Here is a 14950-nt window from a genome sequence, read left to right as displayed (position 1 = left end):
TAAAACCTTTTTAAGGCTTATTTAATTATTTGTTTAAGAATAAAAGTACGCCGCCTGTTGCCAGCATATTTATCAAAGCTAAAGGTATTAAAACCTTCCAGCCAAGATTCATTAACTGATCGTAACGAAAACGTGGTATCGTCCACCGTACCCACATAAAGAAAAATATAAAAGCAACTACTTTGGCTAAAAGACATAACACCTGTAACAATACTGCCCATTGGCCAATGCTTTCCTGCAGGTGTTGTTCATTTACAAAAGGAATGTCGTAGCCTCCAAAAAACAAGGTGCTCATAATTACACTGCTGATGAACATGTTGATGTATTCAGCAAATAAATAAAACCCAAGTTTCATGGAAGAGTATTCGGTGTGATAACCACCGATCAATTCGCTTTCAGCTTCTGCCAGGTCAAAAGGTGCCCGGTTACATTCTGCAAAAGCACAAATTAAAAATATAAGGAAACCCAATGGCTGATAAACTATATTCCACCATGTGCCGCTCTGTTGCTGTAATACTATTTCTTTAAGATCGAGCTTGCCTGTAACCATTATTAATGCAATAAGAGAAATACCCATTGCCAGTTCGTAACTGATGATCTGCGATGCGGCTCTTAATCCTCCCATCAAAGAAAATTTATTATTACTTGCCCAGCTACCTATCATAATCCCATACACGCCCATACTTACCACACCAAAAACATATAATATTCCAACGTCCACATTAGCTATCTGCAAGGAAATATCCCTGTCAAAGAAATGTATTTTATCACCCCATGGCACTACAGCACTCGTCATTATTGCTGTAAGCATTGCCATTGAAGGGCCAAGAATGAATAAAAACTTAGAAGAAAAATCAGGAATGATCTCTTCTTTAAAAAATAATTTCAACCCATCGGCCAATGGTTGTAAAAGCCCAAACGGGCCTGCACGGTTTGGACCACGCCTGTCTTGCAAAGCAGCGGCAATTTTACGCTCTCCATAGGTGGCATACATGGCAATAACCAATGATCCCATCACCACAATGAGTATCAACACTAATTTTTCTATTATCAATCCCAGGTCAATTGCTAAAAGCATAATCCTTTATTAAAATATTTTTACTCTTTTGTTAAACCCCATTGGGTTGATTCTCCTGCACCATCCACATGATCTGCTGATTTTGCAAAATCCTGCATGTGTGCCGGTCCTGCTATTTTACTTAGATGCACTGCCGGGTTATTCACCTCACTTACATTATGTATGTTCATTAAAAGCTTAGGATCACGGCCACCCATAACCTCTTTTACAGTTTCTTTAGGCATTACCAATCCCTGGTAATGGCCTTGCGAAATTACTGAATGACGATTTACTTTTGTTACGCCTTCAATAGTCCAGTCACTGGTTTTCTTTTTATCAAAGCGGCAGGTATTGCATATCCATCCAGGTTTACCATCATAGCTTTGCACTTCGCCCCATTCGTCTTTACGGGCAGTTACTCTAAACACCTCATCGCCACGTAACCACAGCGTAGTTTTACCACAGCATTTTGGATTATCACAATCACGATGAGCATCCACAGGTTTTGTAAACCACACCCTGTTTTTAAAACGGAATGTTTTATCTGTTAATGCTCCTACCGGACAAACATCGATCATGTTGCCGCTGAAATCATTTTCTATTGCTTTAGAAATGTAAGTAGATATTTCTGCATGATCACCCCGATCTAAAATACCATGCACCCTATGATCAGTAATTTGATCTGCAACATACGTACAACGGTAACAAAGAATACACCTTGTCATGTGCAGTTGTATATAAGGGCCAATATCTTCTTTTTCAAAAGTGCGGCGACCGAATTCGTAGCGGGTGCCTTCTTTACCATGTTCGTATCCAAGATCCTGCAGATGACATTCACCTGCCTGGTCGCAAATGGGGCAATCCAACGGATGGTTCAGCAATAAAAATTCCACCACACCTGCTCTTGCATCTTTTACTTTATCGCTGGTAATATTTTTTACGATCATGCCATCCATAACAGTTGTTCTGCAGGAAGCTACCAATTTAGGCATTGGCCTTGGATCGGCAGTTGAACCGGCAGCCACTTCTACCAGACAGGTACGGCATTTACCACCACTACCCTGTAGCTTGCTGTAGTAGCACATTGCAGGCGGTGTAACATCGCCGCCGATAGTACGTGCTGCGTTTAATATTGTTGTACCAGGAGCCACCTCAATAGAAATATTATCTATTGTTACCTTAAAGTTTGCAGGTGGTGCAGGTTTTGTTTCGTCAGCCATATAAATGATTCGTTCTTTCTAAATTTTTTATGCAGGCACTGCTACATGAATCGGATCGGCATAATGCGCCAATCCATAATTTTTCCTCAAACACTCTTCAGGATTCAACACATGCCATTCAAATTCATCACGGAAATGCCTGATCGCTGCCGCAACAGGCCATGCTGCTGCATCACCTAGGGGGCAAATAGTATTGCCTTCAATCTTTCTCTGGATATCCCACAACAGGTCAATATCCTTCATCTCTCCTTTGCCGCTATCGATCTTTTTTAATATTTTTTCCATCCAGCCGGTGCCTTCACGGCAAGGGCTACACTGTCCGCAACTTTCGTGGCGATAGAATCTTGCTAAAGTATAGGTATTTTTAACCACACACTGGTCTTCATCCAAAACAATAAATCCACCGCTACCCATCATACTACCGGTTGCAAAGCCGCCATCGCTTAAGCTTTCATAGTTCATTAATCGCTTTTCACCTTTGGCAGTAGTCAACAATAAATTTGCCGGTAAGATGGGCACTGATGAGCCACCGGGAATACAGGCCTTTAATTTTTTGCCATTGGGAATACCACCACACCATTCATCGCTGTAAATAAATTCTTCCACACTGATGGTCATATCAATTTCATATACACCAGGTTTATTAATATTGCCACAGGCTGAAATTAATTTTGTACCGGTACTTTTTCCCACGCCAATTTTTGCATATTCTTCACCACCTTCATTAATGATGGGAACAACAGCTGCAATAGTTTCTACATTGTTCACCACGGTCGGCCTTTCCCAAACACCTTTTATTGCCGGGAATGGAGGTTTAATTCTGGGATTGCCTCTCTTACCTTCCAGGCTTTCAATCAATGCAGTTTCTTCTCCGCAGATATAAGCGCCTGCACCTCTGTGCACATAAATTTCACAATCAAAATTGCTGCCTAAAATATTTTTACCGAGAAAACCATTTTGTTTGGCTTCCCTGATAGCTTCTTCTAAAATATCAACGATCCATGCATATTCGCCACGGATATAAATATAGCTTACATTACTCCCAAGCGCAAACGAAGACACGATCATACCTTCAATCAGGTAATGCGGAATAAATTCCATCAGGTAACGATCTTTAAAAGTACCCGGTTCACTTTCATCTGCATTTACCACCAAATGCCTTTGCACCCCTTCAGGCTTGGCAATAAAACTCCATTTCATACCTGTAGGAAAACCGGCACCACCACGGCCACGCAAGCCGCTCTTCTTTATTTCGTCTACAATTTCGGCAGGCTGCATTTTCAAAGCTTTTTCCACACTACGGTAACCACCTTCACGGCGATATACTTCGTAGCTGCGGATGCCCGGAACATTTGCGTTTGCTAATAATAATTTTTTACCCATATACCCAAACCCAAAAGGGCTTTAATTATTTTTTTATTTTAATTATCCTCTTATCGCCTGTCTTGCAAACAACACCCAGCGTTTTCCTTTCTTTACCCACACTTCCAGCACTTTTAAATGAAAGTTGCTGGTAGTCTCTTTCATTGTTGCTGTAACATCGGCTACAAAACGCACATTGGCCATGTTCTCATTTATTGCAACGGTTATACTATCTTCCTTAAAACCCTGGTAACTGATATAACCCGTTTCAAAATCTTTGATCAGATCTTTTTTACTTTGTACCCAGCCATTGCTATGTCCATAACTCAATGCTTTATCTGTTTGCTGGTTTAAAGCAATGGTATTCTTTTGTATTAATGCCTGGTGAAACTCTTTCACTGTTTCAATCAGTTTTTTTTCATCAGCAGTTTGTGCAACTGCAGAGATAAAAAACAACAAACTTAATATGACGAAATAAAATTTCATCTTACTTTAAACTTACCGCCTGCCTGCCCATTAATTTCCATTTCCCTTTTTCTTTTATCCAAACCAGCATCATACTAAAATCAAGATCAGTAACAGTACCGTCTTTCTTATTTTCTTTTGCTTTAAAAAGATAACGCACAATCGCTGTTTTATCTTCTATAAATATCTTAATACCGGAAACTGCGGTATCAGTATAATTAGATTGATTACGGCTTACCCCTTTTATCATTTCTTCCCTGGTTTGCAGGTTGCCGTGAGAATGACCGTAAGAAACTGTTTTTGCCAAAAGCTTTTCCAGGGTCAAACTATCTTTTGTACCAAAAACAGTATGGCTTAGCAAATAGGTTTTTTCGGTCAACTCTTTTTCATCTTTGGTTTGTGCTTTAACTGCTACAAACCCAAGAAGGAAAAGAAAAGTGATAATTATTTTCATTTTTTGTTTATTAATTATTTATCCTTCTGCTCTTTATCATGATTGAACATCCAGTTCATTCCAAATTTATCAGTAAGCATTCCAAATCTTGCCCCCCAGAAAGTATCCTGCAATTCCATTGTTATTTTTCCGCCTTCTGATAGTGCTTCGAAAGTTTTATCAATTGACGGTACATCAGTAAAATTTAAAGACAGGCTGATATTACTCCCACTGGTAACCTGGTGTTCAGGCGGGCAATCACTCACCATGATAATCAATTTATCTGCCTGGAAAGTGGCATGCATAATCTTATCCTTCATTTCTGGCGAGGAGGGCATTGGAGATTCTCCAAAGGTTTGCTGAAAAAGAATTTTACCATCCAGTGCTTTTGAATAAAAAGCAAGAGCCTCAGCTGCATTGCCATTAAAATTAAGATATGGTACTATTGCTTCCATGCGTAATGTATTAGTTATTTTTCCCTGCGTTATTCCTGCATTCCTCAATTATCGCATCCACTTTTTCTTTAGTTAAATGTTCCCTGTAACTTTTTCCCAACTGCATCATGGGTGCATAACCGCAGGCGCCTAAACATTCTACTGTTTTTAAAGTAAACATCCCGTCGGTAGTTGTTTCACCAACACCAATGTTTAATTTCTGTTTGATGTAGTCAATAATGTTATCGCTGCCATTTACCATACAGGGACCAGTCTGGCAAACTTCAAACATATATTTACCTACCGGTTTTAAATTATACATGCTGTAAAAGCTGGCTACTTCATATACTTCGATAGGTTCGATCTTTAATAGGGTAGCTACATAATCCATTACCGGCACATCTAACCATCCGCCAAACGTATCCTGTGCTAAATGTAATACCGGCAACAAAGCACTTTTTTGTTTGCCATCCGGATAACGGGAGATGATCTCCGTTACCTTATTTAATTTATCTTCTGAAAATTGTATCATTTCCACGTATTTATTTTCTGTAAAAATTTCAAATACCCTTCAAACAGAAAACATTATTAATTATCAATTATTCATTATTCATTGCCTAAGCATCCAATTCTCCTGCAATCAAATTCAAACTACTCATAGTAATAATTGCATCACTCATCATACCACCTTTTATAATTTCAGGATATGCCTGGTAATAAATAAAACATGGCCTGCGAAAATGCAATCGATATGGTGTTCTTCCGCCATCACTAATTAAATAAAAACCCAGTTCTCCGTTACCACCTTCCACACTGTTATATACTTCGCCTACCGGAATATCAGTTTCTCCCATTATAATTTTAAAATGATAGATCAGTGCTTCCATTTTAGTATATACATCCTTCTTTTCAGGCAAATAATAGGCAGGCACATCAGCATGAAATACTTCAGCTGCCTCGCCTTTAAATTCCTGTACTTTTTGGTAAGCCTGTTCTATGATGCTTAAGCTCTGCCACATTTCTTCGTTACGTACTAAAAAACGATCGTAACAATCACCGGTTGTACCAACAGGAACCGTAAAATCAAAATCCTGGTAACTACTATACGGAGTGTGTACACGAACATCATAATCCACACCAGCGGCACGTAAATTAGGCCCGGTAAAACCGTAGTTTAAGGCACGTTCTGCTGATATTGGTCCGCAGCCAACTGTACGATCAATAAAAATACGGTTGCGGGTAAACAGGTTTTCAAACTCTTTTAAAGTTTTGGGATATTCCTTTAAGAATTTTTCGAGTTTTTCAAACGCTGTATTTGTGAAATTCCTTTCAAAACCGCCAATACGCCCAATATTAGTAGTAAGACGGGAGCCACATACTTCTTCATATATTTCATAAATTAGTTCACGGTATTGCATCAGGTATAAAAATCCTGAAAAAGCGCCGCTATCAACTCCCACAATTGAGTTACAGATCAAATGATCGCTGATACGTGACAGCTCCATTATGATGATGCGCAAATAATCAACACGTTTAGGTGTTTGTACACCTAACAATTTTTCGCAGGTTATATGCCAGCCCATATTATTAATGGGTGACGAACAATAATTTAACCTGTCGGTAATGGGAGTGATCTGGTATAAAGGCCTGCGCTCTGCTAATTTTTCAAAAGCTCTGTGAATATACCCTACTGTAGAGGTAGCTTTCATGATACGCTCGCCATCCATCTCCAGGATATTCTGAAACACACCATGCGTAGCCGGATGCGTTGGCCCCAGGTTAAGCGTAGTGGTTTGTTTCTCTATTGAGCCTTCGGGTAATAATATGTGTGATAAGTCAGTCATGCTCCTATCCGCCAAGGCGGATTGATTATGTTTTATAAAAAATATTTTGTTACCAGCATTTTTTCTTCCTCATCTTCATTGGCGTCGCACTCTTCAACTACACATCTTTATTGAGCTGTAATTGCATTTTTCACTTATCACCTGCCAAACATTTCATCATCTTTATCAATCCTCGTCTGATCTTCCAGCGGAAATTCTTTTCTCATCGGGAAATAATCCATTTCATCAACATTTAAAATGCGTATTAAATTTGGATGGCCTACAAAATTTACCCCGAAAAAATCATAGGTTTCTCTTTCCATAAAATTAGCCGACTGGTACAAAGCTGTTGCTGTGAATACGTCTGGCTTTGTAATATCGGTAAACACTTTAAAACGTATCCTTACATTATCAATCAAATTATGCAAATGATACACCACTGCTAACTCCTCTCCTTTTCTATCGGGATAATGTACGGCCTGCAGATCGGTTAAAAACTGAAAACGCAGTTCTGCATCATCATACAAAAACTGCATTACTTTAATGTTGAGGTCTTTGGCGGCAGTAAAAGTTAACATGCCATAAGGCTCCTGCCAATCGGTTAACTGGTCGCCGAATTTATCCGTTAGTTTTTGTTGTATTATATCGTTCGTTAACATCAGCTTCAAGTTTCAAGCTACAAGCTTCAAGAAAAACTATTGCAAACTTCCTTGTAGCTTGAAGCTTGCAGCTTTGTATTTTATTGTATACCGTATCCTGCTAAAAGTTCTTTATACTGATCACTATGCCTTCTTCTCAAACCCTCGGCATCTACCAGTTTTTGGATATTCATAAACCCGTCCAAAATAGCTTCCGGCCTTGGTGGGCAACCCGGTACATAAACATCTACCGGTATTACCTGGTCGATACCTTGCAGAACTGAGTAGGTATCAAATATACCACCACTGCTGGCACAGGCACCCACGGCCATTACCCAACGGGGTTCGGCCATTTGCAAATATACCTGGCGTAAAACCGGCCCCATTTTTTTTGAAATGGTTCCCATTACTAAAATTAAATCGCACTGGCGTGGAGAAAAGCTCATGCGCTCTGCGCCAAACCTTGCCAAATCGTAATGACTGGCAGCGGTAGCCATAAACTCGATACCACAGCAGGAAGTTGCAAAAGGTAAAGGCCAGATAGAATTTTTACGGGCCAGGCTCACCACCTTTTCAAAATTGGTAGCCATAAAGCCCTCTCCCATGTATCCTTCAGGAATACCTTCGAATTTTACATGATTGTTATATTGTACCGGACGACTCATAATATAAAATTTAAAATGGTTGAACCCTGCTTATTAATTTGCAACTATTCAACATAAAATATCGCTATTGGTTTAATCTTCCCAATCCAATGCTCCTTTCTTAATAATATAAATAAACCCTACGGCAAATAATGCTACAAACATGGCTACTGCTATAAACCCTTCCTTGCCTAACTCTCTGAAATTTACTGCGTAGGGATAAAAGAAAATAACTTCCACATCAAACAACACAAATAAAATGGCAACTAAAAAATATTTAATGGCCATTGGCTGGCGGGCATTACCTTTTATTTCAATACCACTTTCAAAATTCTGCAGTTTATCGCTGGTTTTTCTTTTAGGCCCTAAAAAATTGGAAAGCACAATGATGGTGGCAATTAAACCTACAGCAAAAAGCAGTTGCAAAGCAATAGGTAAATAATTAGCTGTATTATTGGTATTGGCCACCTGGAGGAAGAAAAACTGCATTATCGGATATTAATTATTAGATTATCCGCAAAAATAAGGCAGCGATTGCAATAATCAATATTATGTAGCACAAAAAACCCCGTTACTTTTTGGTAACGGGGTTATATCTTTTAATTTTTAGATTTTACTTTTTTTTTGCAGGAGCCGCTTTAGTCGTATTTGCTTTAGGAACTGTAGCCCCGGTTGCAGGTTTTGTGGTAGCTGGCTTTGCTGGTGGAGCAGGAGGTGTTGGCGGAGCGTTTGTTTTAGGCTTAGCAGGCGTAGCATTCATATTCAGTTTAGGAATAGATGTTTTGTAATTTCTTACATCCACGTCAGTAGAATCAAGTAAAAATGCCCTGTCTGTGTAATCCAAAGCTCCTGGTTTATCCTTTTTAATATTAGCATCATAAATAATCATGTATTTATAAGCCGTCATCAGCTGGGTCTTTATTTTTGATTTATCTGTCATTGGTTCACCCAGTTGTATTACTTTTTCAAAAGCGGGATTTGCCATAGCAAGTGTCATTGTAGTATCAATAACCCAAGAGGCTTTACCCACCCAGTAAAAACCTAATACATCTTCAGGGAATTTTTGAGTGTAGATATTAAATACATCAATACTTGCCTGTGGATTTCCACTACGGTAGTAACTATAGCCGGCATTAAAAACGTCTGTTTTTGAAGGCACTTTCTTAAGGTCAACTATCTTCTTATACCAATTAGCAGCTTCGCCATAATTTTTTTGTGCCTCGTATTTAACAGCAACTGATTTTAATAAGGTCACTTTACCAGCTTCTGTACTATCTGCTTCCACAGCTTTATTAATATATGTTCCGGCTAAAGCCTCATTACCAGGAAACTTCAACAAAATCCTTGAATAAGTCTCATAATCGGTTGGCCCGATTTTCTCAGGTTTTTGAAACTGGAAGAATTTTTCAAAAGCGGATTTTGCTCCTGTTGAATCATTCAATTTATCTTTTGCATAGCCAATCAATCCATACAATCTCGGATCGGCAGTTGTTCCTGCAGCTGCAATACAACTTTCTGCCTGTGTAACTGTTTCGGCAAATAAGCCCTGGGCATATTTAATGGTAGTTCTGAAATAACAAGCCTGAGGTTCATCCTCGCCCATTAATACCAGGTATTTTTCCAGGTATTCCCCTGCTTTTACAACATTATACTTATAATAAACATCATACAATGTATAATATACCGGTATGTAATTAGCATCCAAAGCAATGGCATCATTAAAATACTGCATATAAATATCCTGCTGGGTAATGCCCTGTGTAAGATAAATTTTACCAATACGGTATTTAGCCCTTGCATATTTGGGATCTATCGTTAATGCGTTCTGATAAGCAGTTAATGCACCGCCACCGTCTGCCAGTTTACGATAGGCATCACCTAATAAGCAATAGGTTTCAGGATCTTTAAACCCTTTTAGCGTAGTAGCCAGTTTTAATTTTTCAACAGCATAAGCACCATCGCCATTTTTAATATTAAAATCGCTGTTGGCTGCGCCTATAGCATTAAGTACAGCAATATTTTTACCCTGACTTAATGAAATAGCTGTTTCAAATCGGTTACGGGCATCCTGTGTTTTGCCTTCCAGCAATTCAATATGCCCCATACCTGCTGTAAGCAATGCGCTATTGCTGTTAGCTTCCAGCGTTTTGCGGTACAATTCTTTTGCACCTGCAATGTCTTTATTGTCATCAGGTGCTATCATTGATTGCCCTAACCAATATACTGCATCAACGTTATTAGGATTTGCAGCTACAAGTTTTTCAAATACCCCTTTAGCACTTTTGTATTTTTCATAATAGAAAAATTTTTTGCCGTCTTCAATGCTTTGTGCGTTAACAAAGTTTACAACAAGCATTGTAGTTAGAAAAAATAAGGCTGCTTTAATCTTGTTCATTTTTTTTTGCTGTTTTATACTTTACAATGTTATTAATTTTACAGATACCGTATTCAAAAATCGTAATAATCTTTTTATAATTTTTCATTGATCTTTACATCTCTTATTGCAAAACTCATTTTATGCCCCAGGTAGGCTCTTCTGAAAATTAACTGCCCCCGTTCATTTTTTAAGAAACTTACAAACCCCGTTCCAAGTCCTGCATTTCTTTCTTTAACCACATAATACAAACCACGTACCAAAGGATACCTCCTGGTTAAGATACCTAACTGTGTGGGCTTTACATAAGGTGAATCAGGGCAACGATCGCATTTTATGTAAGCCATTTTTATTTTCTTTAACATATTCACCTGTGCGGTGTCTTCAGGATTGCCTATCCAGCTGATACCAACAAAGCCAATAGCATTTTCATCTGTGGCCACATAATCCAGTACTTCTTTGCTGCTTTTTACAGCTTTTACAATGGTACTATCAAACCTGGCTCCATTTAAAATACTATCGACGGCAAATCTTACTATACTGGTTGCATTTAATCCATCAAAAACAAAAGTTTGTTTTTTGCCTAAAGCGCCGGATAACTGTTGCCTCAGCCTTTCCTTTGTAAAAAGTGTATCATTGCTTTTACCATTCACCACAACAACTATCGCATCTGAAGCCAGATCATTCCAGGCAGGCACATAGCCAAGGTTGTTTTTAAAATAATCTTCTTCTTTAGCATTTAGTCCATGGGTGGCAATGATCATCCGGGTAGCAGAATCTTTCAACAGGTCTTTAAAACAATCGGCTTCTGTTTTATAGTGCGCAATAATTTTTGCTCCCGGAAAAGATGATTCAAACACTTTTATCTGTTCTTCAATTATAGGTTTGTAAGATTCGTCCACACTGATATTAATAACTCCTTCAGTGGGAGAATCGGTTTCTGTTCCTTTATAATTATTGTTACAGGCTGATAGCAATACACAACAAACAATAGTTATATAGCCGGCACATTTTTTTATTCCGTAAACAAGCTCTTTCGTCATCTGTCCTTAAAATAGTTTTTACTATAGCCCCTGAATAACCTGAACAAGCCATATACCCAGCATATTACGGCAAACATTTTCATAGTACTGGAATCGTATTTACTTAAAAAGCCGATGGTATATTTAGTAGGAAACATAAAGAAAAAACCCACTGCGATAAAAAACACACCCATAGTATAATTAGTAATGCTTCGCATGCGGATAATATTTTTATCCCTCTCTGATAGCTGTTCTCTTTCAAATTCATCCAGTGCCATAAAATAGTTTTTATTAAAATAACTGTAAGACTTTACCGGCCTTACAGTTTTAAATAAACCGGGCTGCCAAATTACTGAATTTATACCGTAAAATCAGTTGGCAGAAACAAACTTTACAGGAATGGTGTAATAAACTGCCACATTTTGCCCGTTTGATTTTCCTGGTATCCAGGCGGGCATTTTCTTCAACACACGTACCACTTCTTTATTAAATTCGTCGCCCCCATCTTCTACAGTAACAAAACTTTGCAGTTTTCCATCGTATCCCACCACAAATCTTACTTTTACATTTACCAGTTCTCCTTCTTCCATATCCCTGGGATTGGCAAGGTTTTTCTGTAAAAATTTTCTTAACGCATCCATTCCACCAGGATAAGAAGGCATTACTTCAGCATAATCAAGTACAGTATTAGTATTTGCAGCAGGCTTTACCACCGCAGGCACTTCTCCGCCACCACCTCCGTGTTCATCGCCGGGAGGTGTTCCAACTACTGGCAGATCTCCTGGCTTGCCGGCACCGGTAACACTGGCAATTGTTACCGAGTCGGAAAGTTTAGCTAAAGGTTTTACCGAATCAGTTTTAGCTGTAATTACTGGTGTTGTCCATATTTGAGTAGGGGGGGCTTTTTGTTTGGGCTGTGAAGGAGTTTTTGGCTTTTCGGGTTCTTTTACTTTGTCTTTTGCAGGTGGTATCACATATCCCATTGTTGGAATATAGCCCTGGTTGTCTTCAACAGTTTTCTTTTTAGGAATAAAAGTAAATGCGGATAATATTATCACTACTGCCATCATCAGCCCCAAAGATTTTATCAGCCGGTTATCATAAAATTTACGCAGGTTGTAAGCGCCATAAGCCTTATTGCGGTTTTCAAAAAGAATGTCCAGCACTTCGCTTTTCAAAATTAAATCTGTTTTCATTGCCGTAGTTTTATTCCGGGAGTATTGCCGGATGATGAATGAATATTTTGAAACAAGCGCTTGTTTGATAATGAGATGAAGTTGTGGTAATATTCCATAAAGGGAAGAAGAAGCTGCAAGGGGAATAGTCGCAAGGGATGAGCATGCAGGCTCAAACTCTCTGTTTCTTTCTTGCAGCTTATCCCTTGCAGCTATCTTGCTGATTTTACAACTGCCCCTTGTGGCTTGCAGCCTGCGGCTTATCTTTGCTCCATGAAGATTTTGATGGTATGCCTTGGCAATATTTGCAGGAGCCCATTGGCCGAGGGAATTTTACAGGATAAAGTGATAAAGGCAGGATTAAACTGGATAGTGGAAAGTGCCGGAACTAATGGTTATCATACAGGCGAAGCACCACATCATTTAAGCATTAAAGTAGCAATACAAAACGGTATCGATATCAGTAGACAAAGAAGCAGAAAATTTGTTGCGGAAGATTTTGACCGGTATGACAAAATTTATGCAATGGCTGCAGATGTAATGGATGATATGAAGCGGATTGCGAAAAACAAATTTGATCCCAAAAAAGCCGACCTGCTGTTGAATGAATTATTTCCTGAACAAAATTTAGAAGTGCCTGATCCGTGGTATGGACCTGAAAAAGGATATCATGAAGTGTTTGAGCTGATAGACAAAGCGTGTGAGCAAGTTGTGAGGCGTGAATCGTTAATGGTGAATCGTGAATTGTAGCAGTTATTGAAATCAAAATTTCTATTCTATTAATAACTTAATAATAAAAACAAATAAAATACAGAACAGTGAAGCTCAGAATTTTTAAATATTCAGCCGACAGCAGTTTATAAAATTCACCATTCACGTCTCACCACTCACGTCTCACCATGAACAACAAACCATCGATTCCCCAGGGTACCAGGGATTTTTCAGCAGAAGAGATCCGTAAAAGAAATCATATTCTTTCCACTATTAAAACTGTTTTTGAATTGTATGGGTTTCAACCATTAGAAACGCCTGCAATGGAAAACTTAGAAACTTTAATGGGTAAGTATGGGGAAGAAGGCGATAAATTAATTTTTAAAATTTTAAATAACGGGCTTAATAACGAAAAAAATATTGATAAAGCAAAAGCAGGTTTTGAAAAGGTTTTAGAAGGTAAAAATAGTGTTGACCTTACTGAAAGAGCTTTAAAATACGACCTTACTATTCCTTTTGCAAGGTATGTGGCAATGAACCATACCAAACTTACTTTCCCTTTCCGCCGTTACCAGATACAACCGGTGTGGAGAGCTGACCGGCCGCAAAAAGGGCGCTACCGTGAGTTTACACAATGCGATGCTGATGTTGTAGGTAGCTATTCTTTACTGAATGATGCAGAGTTTGCGTTGATCTATGATGAAGTGTTTACCCGTCTTGGATTAACCGGTTATGAGTTAAGGATCAACAGCCGTAAAATTTTATCTGCATTGGCAAAAGCCTGTAATGCCACAGATAAGTTAGTTGCGATAACAACTGCCATCGACAAGTTAGATAAGATAAGCATCGACAAAGTAAAAATTGAATTAGCCGAAAAAGGATTAACAGAAAGCCAGGTTGAAATGATAGAAAAATATGTGAGCATCAGCGGCAGTAACAATGAAAAAATTGACCAGCTGATCAACTTAATTGGCACTGTGGATGAAACCGGAAAAGGTGTTGAAGAAATAAAAAAGATATTGCATCATACAACTGGTAAAAATATTGTTGTGGATTTTACGTTAGCACGTGGATTAAATTATTACACCGGTATTATTTATGAAGCCAAAGCACCTGCTACTGTACAAATGGGCAGTATTGGCGGTGGCGGCAGATATGATGACCTTACGGGTTTATTTGGTGTGCCTGATATCCCCGGTGTGGGCATTAGTTTTGGAGTAGACAGAATTTATGATGTGCTGAAAGAATTAGAATTATTTCCGGAAAATTTACAGGTGAGTACCAGGGCATTGTTTTTTAACATGGGCGAAAAGGAAGGTGCTTTTGCTTTTGATATTATGCAGCAATTACGTAAAGCAGGTGTAGCCTGCGAATTGTACCATAGAGAAGAATCGAAAATTGCCAAACAATTCAGTTATGCTGAAAAAAAGAATATACCTTTCGCTGTAATTATTGGTAGTAAAGAAATAGAACAAAGTTATTGCCAGGTAAAAAATTTGTCAACAGGCGAGCAACATGTAGTGGTATTTGAAAAACTGGCCGATTTTTTTAACAGTAATTAAAGGTTACTAAAATAATTTTACAGTATTAAT

General features: G+C 38.5%; 17 protein-coding genes. 2 read left to right on the top strand and 15 right to left on the bottom strand.

The genetic code is table 11. The annotated features are described in order from the left end of the window. Positions 1–25 precede the first annotated feature (25 nt). The 15 genes from nuoH to ACQ334_RS16840 all read right to left on the bottom strand — a co-directional run bounded on the left by nuoH (position 26) and on the right by ACQ334_RS16840 (position 12668). On the bottom strand, positions 26–1078 hold the full coding sequence (gene nuoH, locus ACQ334_RS16910) for an NADH-quinone oxidoreductase subunit NuoH (protein ID WP_430989431.1): 1053 nt from the start codon (positions 1076–1078) through the stop codon (positions 26–28). A 20-nt stretch (positions 1079–1098) separates the two neighbouring features. Beyond that, positions 1099–2277: a 2Fe-2S iron-sulfur cluster-binding protein gene (locus ACQ334_RS16905; protein WP_430989430.1), complete on the bottom strand. Its 1179-nt coding sequence runs from the start codon at positions 2275–2277 to the stop codon at positions 1099–1101. Between the two features lie 27 nt (positions 2278–2304). Then, positions 2305–3660: an NADH-quinone oxidoreductase subunit NuoF gene (nuoF, locus tag ACQ334_RS16900; protein ID WP_430989429.1), complete on the bottom strand. Its 1356-nt coding sequence runs from the start codon at positions 3658–3660 to the stop codon at positions 2305–2307. Between the two features lie 42 nt (positions 3661–3702). Beyond that, a complete protein-coding gene (locus tag ACQ334_RS16895; RefSeq protein WP_430989428.1) occupies positions 3703–4125 on the bottom strand; it encodes a nuclear transport factor 2 family protein in 423 nt (140 codons plus the stop codon). Position 4126: 1 nt separating this feature from the next. Then, entirely contained in the window at positions 4127–4558 is a 432-nt protein-coding gene (locus tag ACQ334_RS16890; protein WP_430989427.1) for a nuclear transport factor 2 family protein, read from the bottom strand. A gap of 14 nt (positions 4559–4572) precedes the next feature. Beyond that, positions 4573–4992, bottom strand: coding sequence for a VOC family protein (locus ACQ334_RS16885; RefSeq protein ID WP_430989426.1), 420 nt, complete (start codon positions 4990–4992; stop codon positions 4573–4575). A gap of 10 nt (positions 4993–5002) precedes the next feature. Further along, positions 5003–5503, bottom strand: coding sequence for an NADH-quinone oxidoreductase subunit NuoE (gene nuoE, locus ACQ334_RS16880; protein WP_430989425.1), 501 nt, complete (start codon positions 5501–5503; stop codon positions 5003–5005). Between the two features lie 85 nt (positions 5504–5588). Then, entirely contained in the window at positions 5589–6815 is a 1227-nt protein-coding gene (locus tag ACQ334_RS16875; RefSeq protein WP_430989424.1) for an NADH-quinone oxidoreductase subunit D, read from the bottom strand. A 137-nt stretch (positions 6816–6952) separates the two neighbouring features. Next, positions 6953–7453: an NADH-quinone oxidoreductase subunit C gene (locus tag ACQ334_RS16870; protein WP_430989423.1), complete on the bottom strand. Its 501-nt coding sequence runs from the start codon at positions 7451–7453 to the stop codon at positions 6953–6955. Positions 7454–7533: 80 nt separating this feature from the next. After that, the gene (locus tag ACQ334_RS16865; protein WP_430989422.1) at positions 7534–8097 is read right to left on the bottom strand and encodes an NADH-quinone oxidoreductase subunit B; all 564 of its coding nucleotides are present in this window, start codon (positions 8095–8097) and stop codon (positions 7534–7536) included. A gap of 72 nt (positions 8098–8169) precedes the next feature. Next, positions 8170–8565, bottom strand: a complete 396-nt coding sequence (locus ACQ334_RS16860) for an NADH-quinone oxidoreductase subunit A (RefSeq protein WP_430989421.1) — start codon at positions 8563–8565, stop codon at positions 8170–8172. Between the two features lie 124 nt (positions 8566–8689). After that, complete coding sequence (locus tag ACQ334_RS16855) at positions 8690–10471, bottom strand: tetratricopeptide repeat protein (RefSeq protein WP_430989420.1); 1782 nt, start codon at positions 10469–10471, stop codon at positions 8690–8692. A gap of 74 nt (positions 10472–10545) precedes the next feature. After that, positions 10546–11493 (bottom strand): PstS family phosphate ABC transporter substrate-binding protein, encoded by a 948-nt coding sequence (locus tag ACQ334_RS16850; protein WP_430989419.1) that lies wholly within the window; start codon positions 11491–11493, stop codon positions 10546–10548. Then, on the bottom strand, positions 11490–11750 hold the full coding sequence (locus ACQ334_RS16845; protein WP_430989418.1) for a hypothetical protein: 261 nt from the start codon (positions 11748–11750) through the stop codon (positions 11490–11492). The genes ACQ334_RS16850 and ACQ334_RS16845 overlap by 4 nt, the downstream gene beginning before the upstream one ends. A 93-nt stretch (positions 11751–11843) precedes the next feature. After that, positions 11844–12668, bottom strand: a complete 825-nt coding sequence (locus tag ACQ334_RS16840; RefSeq protein ID WP_430989417.1) for an energy transducer TonB — start codon at positions 12666–12668, stop codon at positions 11844–11846. Positions 12669–12920: 252 nt separating this feature from the next. Between ACQ334_RS16840 and ACQ334_RS16835 the strand changes: the two genes are divergently transcribed. Next, positions 12921–13397: a low molecular weight protein-tyrosine-phosphatase gene (locus tag ACQ334_RS16835; RefSeq protein WP_430989416.1), complete on the top strand. Its 477-nt coding sequence runs from the start codon at positions 12921–12923 to the stop codon at positions 13395–13397. Positions 13398–13546: 149 nt separating this feature from the next. Beyond that, positions 13547–14920 (top strand): histidine--tRNA ligase, encoded by a 1374-nt coding sequence (gene hisS / locus ACQ334_RS16830; protein WP_430989415.1) that lies wholly within the window; start codon positions 13547–13549, stop codon positions 14918–14920. The last annotated feature ends 30 nt before the right edge of the window (positions 14921–14950 follow it).

The sequence above is a fragment of the Ferruginibacter sp. SUN106 genome (assembly GCF_050611765.1).
Classification (GTDB): domain Bacteria; phylum Bacteroidota; class Bacteroidia; order Chitinophagales; family Chitinophagaceae; genus Ferruginibacter.
The sequence above is the reverse complement of the archived record's forward strand: the minus strand, read 5'-3'. Positions and strand labels throughout refer to the sequence as shown.